The 8,287-nt window shown below is 56.0% G+C and carries 9 protein-coding genes; 2 read left to right on the top strand and 7 right to left on the bottom strand.

Annotated features, from left to right (window positions below; translation table 11 throughout):
* The first annotated feature begins 213 nt into the window (after positions 1-213).
* Positions 214-1,287 carry a CDP-6-deoxy-delta-3,4-glucoseen reductase gene (locus WD823_RS02550; protein WP_368427917.1) on the top strand — a complete coding sequence of 358 codons (1,074 nt, stop codon included), beginning with the start codon at positions 214-216 and terminating at the stop codon, positions 1,285-1,287.
* A gap of 33 nt (positions 1,288-1,320) precedes the next feature.
* A complete protein-coding gene (locus tag WD823_RS02545) occupies positions 1,321-1,533 on the top strand; it encodes a hypothetical protein (protein ID WP_368427916.1) in 213 nt (70 codons plus the stop codon).
* A 48-nt stretch (positions 1,534-1,581) separates the two neighbouring features.
* Here the strand turns inward: WD823_RS02545 and WD823_RS02540 are convergent, their stop codons facing one another.
* From WD823_RS02540 to WD823_RS02510, 7 genes are all read right to left on the bottom strand, one after another.
* Complete coding sequence (locus tag WD823_RS02540; RefSeq protein ID WP_368427915.1) at positions 1,582-2,826, bottom strand: heme biosynthesis HemY N-terminal domain-containing protein; 1,245 nt, start codon at positions 2,824-2,826, stop codon at positions 1,582-1,584.
* Positions 2,823-3,890: a uroporphyrinogen-III C-methyltransferase gene (locus WD823_RS02535; RefSeq protein WP_368427914.1), complete on the bottom strand. Its 1,068-nt coding sequence runs from the start codon at positions 3,888-3,890 to the stop codon at positions 2,823-2,825. The genes WD823_RS02540 and WD823_RS02535 overlap by 4 nt, the downstream gene beginning before the upstream one ends.
* A gap of 27 nt (positions 3,891-3,917) precedes the next feature.
* Positions 3,918-4,709, bottom strand: a complete 792-nt coding sequence (locus tag WD823_RS02530) for a uroporphyrinogen-III synthase (protein ID WP_368427913.1) — start codon at positions 4,707-4,709, stop codon at positions 3,918-3,920.
* A 163-nt stretch (positions 4,710-4,872) separates the two neighbouring features.
* A complete protein-coding gene (gene hemC / locus WD823_RS02525) occupies positions 4,873-5,844 on the bottom strand; it encodes a hydroxymethylbilane synthase (RefSeq protein WP_368427912.1) in 972 nt (323 codons plus the stop codon).
* A 790-nt stretch (positions 5,845-6,634) separates the two neighbouring features.
* The gene (gene mauJ, locus WD823_RS02520) at positions 6,635-7,399 is read right to left on the bottom strand and encodes a methylamine utilization protein MauJ (RefSeq protein WP_368427911.1); all 765 of its coding nucleotides are present in this window, start codon (positions 7,397-7,399) and stop codon (positions 6,635-6,637) included.
* A gap of 14 nt (positions 7,400-7,413) precedes the next feature.
* Entirely contained in the window at positions 7,414-7,767 is a 354-nt protein-coding gene (locus WD823_RS02515) for a hypothetical protein (RefSeq protein WP_368427910.1), read from the bottom strand.
* A 38-nt stretch (positions 7,768-7,805) separates the two neighbouring features.
* Complete coding sequence (locus WD823_RS02510; protein ID WP_368427909.1) at positions 7,806-8,033, bottom strand: hypothetical protein; 228 nt, start codon at positions 8,031-8,033, stop codon at positions 7,806-7,808.
* Between the last annotated feature and the right edge of the window lie 254 nt (positions 8,034-8,287).

The raw sequence follows: 8,287 nt of genomic DNA, 5'->3' as shown, positions 1-8,287 counted from the left end.
AAGAGCTATCGCCTCGGGAGCGCGCCGCTACATTCGCCTCGGGCCCTGGGCGCTAGCCGCTGTATTCACTTCAGCCACGTTCTCTCAGTTCACTTCGATGTAGGTGCCGCGGGATGCCGGCATCCCGTGTTTTATTTATGGTTTACAGGTTGTCGTTTTCGTGAACAATAGATGACGTATCTATAAACAGCCAAGCCGCCATTACTTCGAATCATGGCCTTCAAAGTTCGCATCGAATCCAGTGGCAGTGAATTCGCCGTTGCAGAGCAGGAAACGGTGCTGGGCGCGGCCTTGCGCCAGGGCGTGACACTTGCCTACAGTTGCCGCAACGGCGATTGTGGCACGTGCAAGGGAAAGCTCATTTCGGGCAAGGTCGATTACGGTCGTTACAACGAGAAAGCCATGAGCGATACCGAAAGGCGCGCGGGCGCGGCGCTTTTCTGCCAGGCGGTGCCGTTTTCGGATCTGGTCATCGAGGCCAAGGAAATCAGCGCGGCGAAAGACATTCCGATACGCATCATGCCTTGCCGCGTAATGCAGCTGGAAAAACTCGCCCACGATGTCATGCGTCTGTGGCTCAAACTGGCGGAAGGACAGCGGTTGCAGTTCCTGGCCGGGCAGTACATCGATATCCTGCTCTCGGGTAACCAGCGGCGCAGTTTTTCACTGGCCACCGCACCGCACGCCGATGAAATGCTGCAACTCCACATTCGCCATGTCCCGGGTGGATTGTTTTCCGGGCAGGTATTCACCAAAATGAAAGAACGGGACCTGCTGCGCTTTCAGGGACCGTTAGGGACTTTTTTCATGCGTGGCGATGATTCGGGGGAAAGCCGGAATGCCGGTGGACACGGAAATGCAGGGACGTCGCCCGATCGGCCCGCTATTCTGGTGGCCGGCGGCACCGGCTTCGCGCCGATCAAAAGCATCCTGGAAAATGCCTTCGCCAAGGGGACCCGGCGCCCGCTGTCGCTTTACTGGGGTGTGCGCGCCAAACGCGATTTGTACCTGCCCGATTTGCCGCAGGCGTGGGCCGGGGAACACAGTCATTTCAGATTCACTCCGGTGCTGTCCGAGCCTCAGCCGGAAGACCACTGGAACGGGCGTCAGGGCTGGGTGCACGAGGCGGTGGCCGAGGACTTTCCGGACCTGAGCCGGCACGAGGTATATGCCAGCGGCCCGCCGCCCATGATCGAGGCACTCAAACGCACGGTAATGGAGCATGGGTTGCCGCCGGACCGACTGTATTATGATTCCTTCGAGCACGCCCACGCGTCGGCCCCGTAGGGAAGGCGCATTTCAAGGAGATAAACGCTGCGCGTGATACTGGCAACCGTGTTCCTCGCCTTGGCGCTGTTCGCCTGCAGCGAGAGCAAGGAGATCAAGGACACGGTGTTCGCTCCGGCGGAGCAGGCCAAGGATAAGGCCCGCGCGCTGGAAAACAGGCTCAAGGATGCTGCGGAGAAAAACCGCGAGTCTCTGAAGGCTTCGAAACAGGGCGCCGGAGCGGATCAACAACAAGAAGGTTACTAAGAGTCTCCCGGGAAAAACCTATCCATTCGCTTGTCAGGGGAGTTTTATCTACCTTACCGCGCGCGTACGGGTTGGAGGCGATCCTCGCCCCCGCGTAGCGGCGTTACGCCAGTCATTTGAGTGGATATCAAGTCCGCGACGGTAGATGCCGAGGGCCTTGTCCTTGTCACCAAGACGTTCCAGCAGATTTCCATATTCGCGATAGGCTTCGGCCGGTCCGTGATACGACAGGCATTGTTCGAAATAACCGCGGGCTTTGTCATCCTGATTATTGCGCGCCGCCAGCCGCGCGAGCGTTAACAGCAATTTCGCGTCATCGCGATGCACCGACAGCCAGCCCTCGGCCGTCTCGACCTGTTCCGCGGAATTTTCGCTTTGCGCCTGGCCGTAGAGTTCCACCAGCGCCTGATCCCACTTGTCTTCGATGGCAGCGCGCAGCACCGATTCGGCCTGCGCCATTTCATTTTGTTTGATGAGTTGTTGCGCATAAATCGCGATCAGGGAGGGGTGACGCCGTAACGCTTTGGGTACCGCATTCCAGGCTTTATCCAGAATGCCGGGTTTCCCGGAGGGTAACGAGAGTTTCAGCAATTCACGATGCGCCTGCAATTCGAGTGAACTGATTTCCTCGGCGGTCATGGCGTAGGTCTCGCGCAAATCCGGAATCAGACCGATCAGCCCCGTCCAGTCGTTCAATTCAAGATGAACGCGCGCGAGCAGTTTCAGCAATTGTTTGTGTTTTGGATAATCGCCGCGCAATTCATTCAAGGTCGCGAGGGATTGTTCGAGCTGATGGGTCTGATGTTGCAAATTGGCCTGGGTCATGCCAATGGCCAATTTGTCATCCGCCGCGTTTTTATGCGCCAGGGCCAGATATTCATCGCGTTTTTCGATGTTTCCCTGACCGTCGGAAGCGATGGCGGCGCCCAGATAGTTGAGCAGTGGGGTATCGCCGTGGCGCATGCCGGCAAGCAATAGGGTCTCGGCCTCGGCAAAATTGCCTTCAGCCAGCCCGCTCAGGCCGTCAATGAGCGATTGGCGCGCGCCCCGGGCTTGCCGGTTTTTGCGCCAGCGCGCGACGTCGCGGGGAATCCGCCATAGCCGTACGATGATGAATAAAATCAGGTACAGCAGGAAAAAGGCAGCGATCATCAGCGGGATAAACAGCGTGAGCGACATCTCGATGCTCCACGGCGCATGCGCAATCAGCACGTAACCCGGATTGTCGAGGGCGTACAGCGTGATCAGCGCGGCGCCGAACAGCAAAGCGATGATGAACAGCAGCAGTTTCACGGCTCGGCCTTGCGGCCGCCGAGTCGGCGCAGGGTGGCGAGCGAGGTCGAAATGTCAGGCAGGTCGGTAATCACCTGGGTGTTTTGCAGTTTGGCCAGATCGTCTTGCATTGCCAGGATGACTTGGGAATTGACGTCATAATATTCCCTGAGCAAACGTTGCGCCGATTTGAGATTTTGCTGGAACACCGGAATGGATCCCTGCAGCAGGGCCTGTTGCGCGCCGTACAACATCAGGCGCAGATTCTCACGCAGGAAATATTGCTGTTCGGGCGGCAACAGCGGACGCTGGTTCTCGAGATTGTCGCGAAATCGGACCAGCGAAAGGATATCCTGCCAAAGGCTGCGCGCGGTTTTTCGCCACCCGCCATCCGCGACGGTTTGTTCGGAAGCGCCGCCAGCCATCGCGAGTTGCTTGAGGTCATCCCCGGAATGCAATCGGATGTCGTGCATCAATGGCAGGCGATCCACGTTTTCGGCCATGTTGGCGAGACGCAAGGCAATACCGCTGATGTCTGTTTTATCGAGTGATTCCAGCAAAGATATCTCGCGCGCCAGCTCCTTGCGTACCGGCAGCAGCTTGGGACTGGCCAACTGCTGCAACTGCATATCGGCGGCACGCAGGGCGGCAAGCGAAGAATGAAAATCACGCGCGAGTTGCAGACGGTTGTTGGCGATGACCAACAGTTGCTCGGTTTCGGTCAAGGCCCATTCAAGCCGGTTGCGCGCGAGGTCGGTGTTGATTTTTTCGAGGGCAGCCCGGATGGTATCCTGGGTTTCCTTGAGGGTTATTATCTCTTTGGCGGTTCCGCCGAGTGCATCCTGAATCTGATTCGTATCGGACTTGATCCGGTCAATCGAGCCCACGACATCCATGGTGAATAGTTTCGCGTTCTGGTACAGCACGGTGTACCAGACGTAACCCGTCCCGATGATCGCAACCAGCGACAATATCAGCGCCAGTCCGCTGCGTACCCGTCCGGCGGGTCGCGTGGTGGCGGGTTGGTTGCCATCGGGGGAAGCGGGTTGCTCAGGAGAAGTATTTTCGGCGTCCGTGTCTGACATGGGTTTTGGCCTGAGATAATCCGACGATTATAGAGTTTTTTGCTGCCGCTGCCACGCCTGAATGGCGTCCAGCATGGATTCATCGCTTGCCCGCGCGGCAATTCGTACGTCATTTTTAAACCCCAGTTCGCGGCACAGCGTGGCTTGCCGGGGGCTGACCACAATAATCGGGGTCTGAAGGAGCAGCGGCTGTCCGGACTTGCCGGACATAGCAAACAGGTTGCGTAACCCATCCGCGCTGGTGATGCAGACGATATCGACCTCTCCGCGCTCCCAGCGATGCAACACCGGTGTGAAGTCGGCATTCGGACGGACACGCTGGTAACATTCGGCGTACTCGACTGTGGCACCGCGCGCTTTAAGGGTGTTGCCTAGCAGCTCACGCCCGCCTTGGCCGCGAAAAATGACAATTTTCCGTCCTTCAACCCGCTGCAACTCAGACAGTTCAAGCAGGGCTTCACTGTCAAAATTTTCACCCGGCACGATTACGTTTCCAATCCCGCAGCGGCTGAGTTCGCGCGCGCTTCCACTTCCCACGCAGGCGACGCGCAGGTTCGGCGGCAATGCGCCGCGGCGTGAGTTGATCAGGTGCATGCCCCGCCGGACCGCATTGGGGCTGATGAAAATCGCCAGTGAGAAGTTTTCCAGTCGGTCAATAATGGCGCGCAGCTTCCGCGTATCTCGCGGTTCCGCGATTTTGATTACCGGGAAACGAATCGCTTCGCCGCCTTGGCTTTCGATGAGGCGCACGAGGTTGTCCGCCTGTTCCCGCGGGCGGGTGACGAGGACACGAACTCCTTTCAAAGAAGGAGGCAGCATAGGGACATGCGGCGCATTTTCCCGACCTTGTCTTGTCGGAAAAATGGAGCAAAGCAAAAATCGCACTTTTTGCTTTGTGCCGGGCAGGAAGCTCCAATGCCGCGAGCGCAGGAATGCACAGGAGCGGCCGAGTTGAAAAAGGCCAGGGATGGACTTTTTCTATTCATAAGCCACGTCCGTATACCTTATCTAGGATGGACTTGGCGCCTTGCGTCAGCAACAGCTCCGCCAGCCGGGCGCCTAATTGCTCGGGCTGCGATACCGGTCCGCGCAATTCCGCCCGCAACAGGCGGCTGCCGTCGGGTTCGCCCACCATGCCGCGCAGATGAAGTTCGTCACCGCTCAACTCGGCGTAGCCCCCGATGGGTACCTGGCAACCGCCTTCGAGACGCGCGTTCATGGCGCGCTCGGCGGCCACACACACTTGCGTGGCGCGATGATTGAGCGGCGCCAGCAATTCATTGGTGGCCTTGTCATCTACTCGACTTTCAACGCAGATGGCGCCCTGGCCCACGGCCGGGAGACTCACGTCCGGATCCAGGCGTTCACGAATTCGCGCTTCCATGCCAAGACGCTTGACGCCGGCCACGGCGAGAATGATGGCGTCGAATTTACCATCATCGAGCTTGGTCAGGCGCGTGTTGACGTTGCCACGCAGCGAGCTGATTTCAAGCTGGGGATATTTATCGCGCAACTGGCACTGGCGGCGCAGGCTCGAGGTGCCGACACGCGCCCCCGCCGGCAGAGCGGCGAGCGAGGCGTATCGGTTCGAAATGAATGCATCACGCGGGTCCTCACGCTCGCAATAAACTGCGAGATGCAGCCCGGGCGGAAGCGTGACCGTCACGTCTTTGAGGGAATGCACCGCGATGTCGATGCGGTTCTCCAGCAGGCCCGTTTCCAGTTCCTTGATGAACAGGCCCTTGCCGCCGACGGTCGCGAGGTCGCGGTCGACAATGCGATCGCCCTCGGTGGTCATGGCGACGAGTTCGACCTTGAGCCCCGGATGCCGGCGCACCAGCGCCTCGCGCACGTAATGCGCCTGCCACCGGGCCAGCTGGCTTTTGCGGGTGCCGAGGCGGAGGGTTTTCAATGGTGTTCTCTTGGCGGCATCAAGTTCGGTTCCTTGGCGCATTTTATAAGTAATTAGGGGAATAGTATTAGAACCTATCTCAAAATACCTTGTTTCGGTTCTCGTAGGGTGCGTCCCACGCACCAATGGCTGCGTTTAAACCGTGGACCGGTGCGCAGGGCGCACCCTACCGTTTTTTGAGATAGGTTCTAGTTTCTGTCGAGCCGCCTGCGGCGGCGTTATTTTAATCAGGGATGCTCCGCCCTCCAACATCGCCGTCATTCCGGCGGAAGCCGGAATCCAGGATTTAAATGGTTCGCGCGTTTTGCGCGCGATCTCAACAGATAAGTGCGGGTGGCTCCGCCCCCGCACCCTGGGTGACTTTAGACTCAGGCCATCCATGGCCTTCGCCCTGCGGGCGCGCTGAAGCACGTCCAATTTTGCTCCCGACAAAATTGTGTATTCGGCAAAAGTCATCAAAACCATTCTCCCCGGAGCGCGCGAAAACCCCTTCGCGCCCGGGGTGCGCCGATCCGCGGCGCACCCGTTCGGCGGCGTGGAAGTCCACCGGACTTCCATGACACCTCCGCCTTACCCACCGGGCACTCGACCAACTCGCCGGGCACATACTACGTGCCTCGGGCTCAAACACGGTCTCGCTTAACTGCTCCCGGTGGGACTGCGGTACTCGGCGTGCGCTACGGGGTAATAAAACAACTCCGCATTCACGCTTAAGATGTGTTGCTCCATCTCCCGTTGGTGCTCAGCTCGCTCCGACGTGATTTAGAAAAAACTAACGTGCAGATCAGCGGCGGCCATCATTCGTCCTCTGGATTTGTTTGTTGGAGTGTTTCTAGTTCCATATCGATTGTTCGATCCCAAATTCTCTCTCTATAAGATAGGCCGTAAGATTACGCATCAGCCATATATCCTCAGATAGTCGACGTAAATCAGTGACGTCATCTGGATCTACAATTGGATCAGCGAAAGCATGAGCCACCGCACATCGTCCAGATTTATATAAGTAATCTGCAGGGTCACCTTCCTTCGCTTTTATTTCTCGTATCCTTTTTACGCAGTCGTTTTCAGTCAGGTCGGGCAAAGAAGTTCGAATGCCCTCTACAAGCTCGTTTTTCCCATTGTTCGTCTTATCATTCCAAAAGATATTCAATATTTTGAAGTAGCCAAGGAATTGAAATGGAATACTGTCTAAGCTTCTTGCTTCGCGGTAGAGAGCAACAGCTAATTTCGCTTTCTTATCGGTAATCTCGTATACCTCATCTGGGAAGACGTCAGAAGGGCTGTATCCGTATGGAATTCGGTATCTTGGGACAGGTACAGGATTTGGATTTCCGCTCCACCCATAATGGTTGATGGCCGGTTCATCGCATTTCCATCCGAGAGTACTCAAGAATCGATTTATAAGGGTTAATCCCTGAACATTATCAATTCCTCTCAGCTCAAGGTGTATTGAAGCCGAATGATCTTTTGTCAACGGCATCAGGACAAAAGTATGGTTGCTATACTTCACTTCCTTCTTGTCCTTGGGCCATATTGCCTGAGTTGTCACGCCACAATTAAGCCAAGACATCTTCTTCACTCCAACGTCTGAATTCACCGGCCTGCGCGGCTTTATCGCGCAGCGTCCGGTGGAATGATAGGTTGAGCATAGGAACGCCACAAGATATCCTCATGTTGTGGAAACAAGATGCCAGAGTTACCTGTCGTTGAATATTCGTTACCAGTGTATTGCTCACACACTACTAATGCTTCCTGCGACCAAGGGTTAGCCTTTACATGCCCGCCGGAAGTTTTTTCTGATGCTATATGGAAGCGATGCGTCGCTTCACGGCGAGCGCCACGTTCATCTGTAGCACGAATAACGACATTACCCTTATATGTACTCGCTGCCCAATCGGGCGATTCAGTATCTACAATTTTTAATATCCATAATCTCACGATAGTCACCTTATCAAAAGCAATCATGATTCTGTCGCGCCAAAGCCCCTGCGGCCAGACGCAGGTCAAGATTTCCGAATCCAACGAATTCCCCAGCCGACCATAACCGGTAAGACGCCAATGATGAAAAATATTCCAAAAAACGTCTCAGCCTTAAACCTGCTGTAACCTGTGGCATCGCTAACAGCTATTGTAAAAATAATAATAATCCACACGGCAGAAACAACTAGCCCAATACGTGCACCACGACTCAACCCAGAAAGCCAATTAGCAATACCCACGATACCCTCCATGTCAGTTTCAAATAGTTCTATGTGAGAAAAATAGGCCACCAACTGAATAAACGTCTCGGATCCGCTCGTTACTTATGCTCATCTCTGGTTGCCCAACGCAGAGCTGAGCCGCGTCGGCTGCATGCCGTTGTTATGCGCCATAGCATTTTGCATTTAGAGGCGACTCAATGTTTCTTTGATGGGCCATTCTCCTCTTAGCGCAAAGATCTTTTCCTCGAACTGTGGATCTACGTGCCCATTGTCCAACGCTTCTC

It is taken from the genome of Sulfuricaulis sp. (assembly GCF_040901545.1).
In the GTDB taxonomy this organism is placed as follows: domain Bacteria; phylum Pseudomonadota; class Gammaproteobacteria; order Acidiferrobacterales; family Sulfurifustaceae; genus Sulfuricaulis.
The sequence above is the reverse complement of the archived record's forward strand: the minus strand, read 5'-3'. Positions and strand labels throughout refer to the sequence as shown.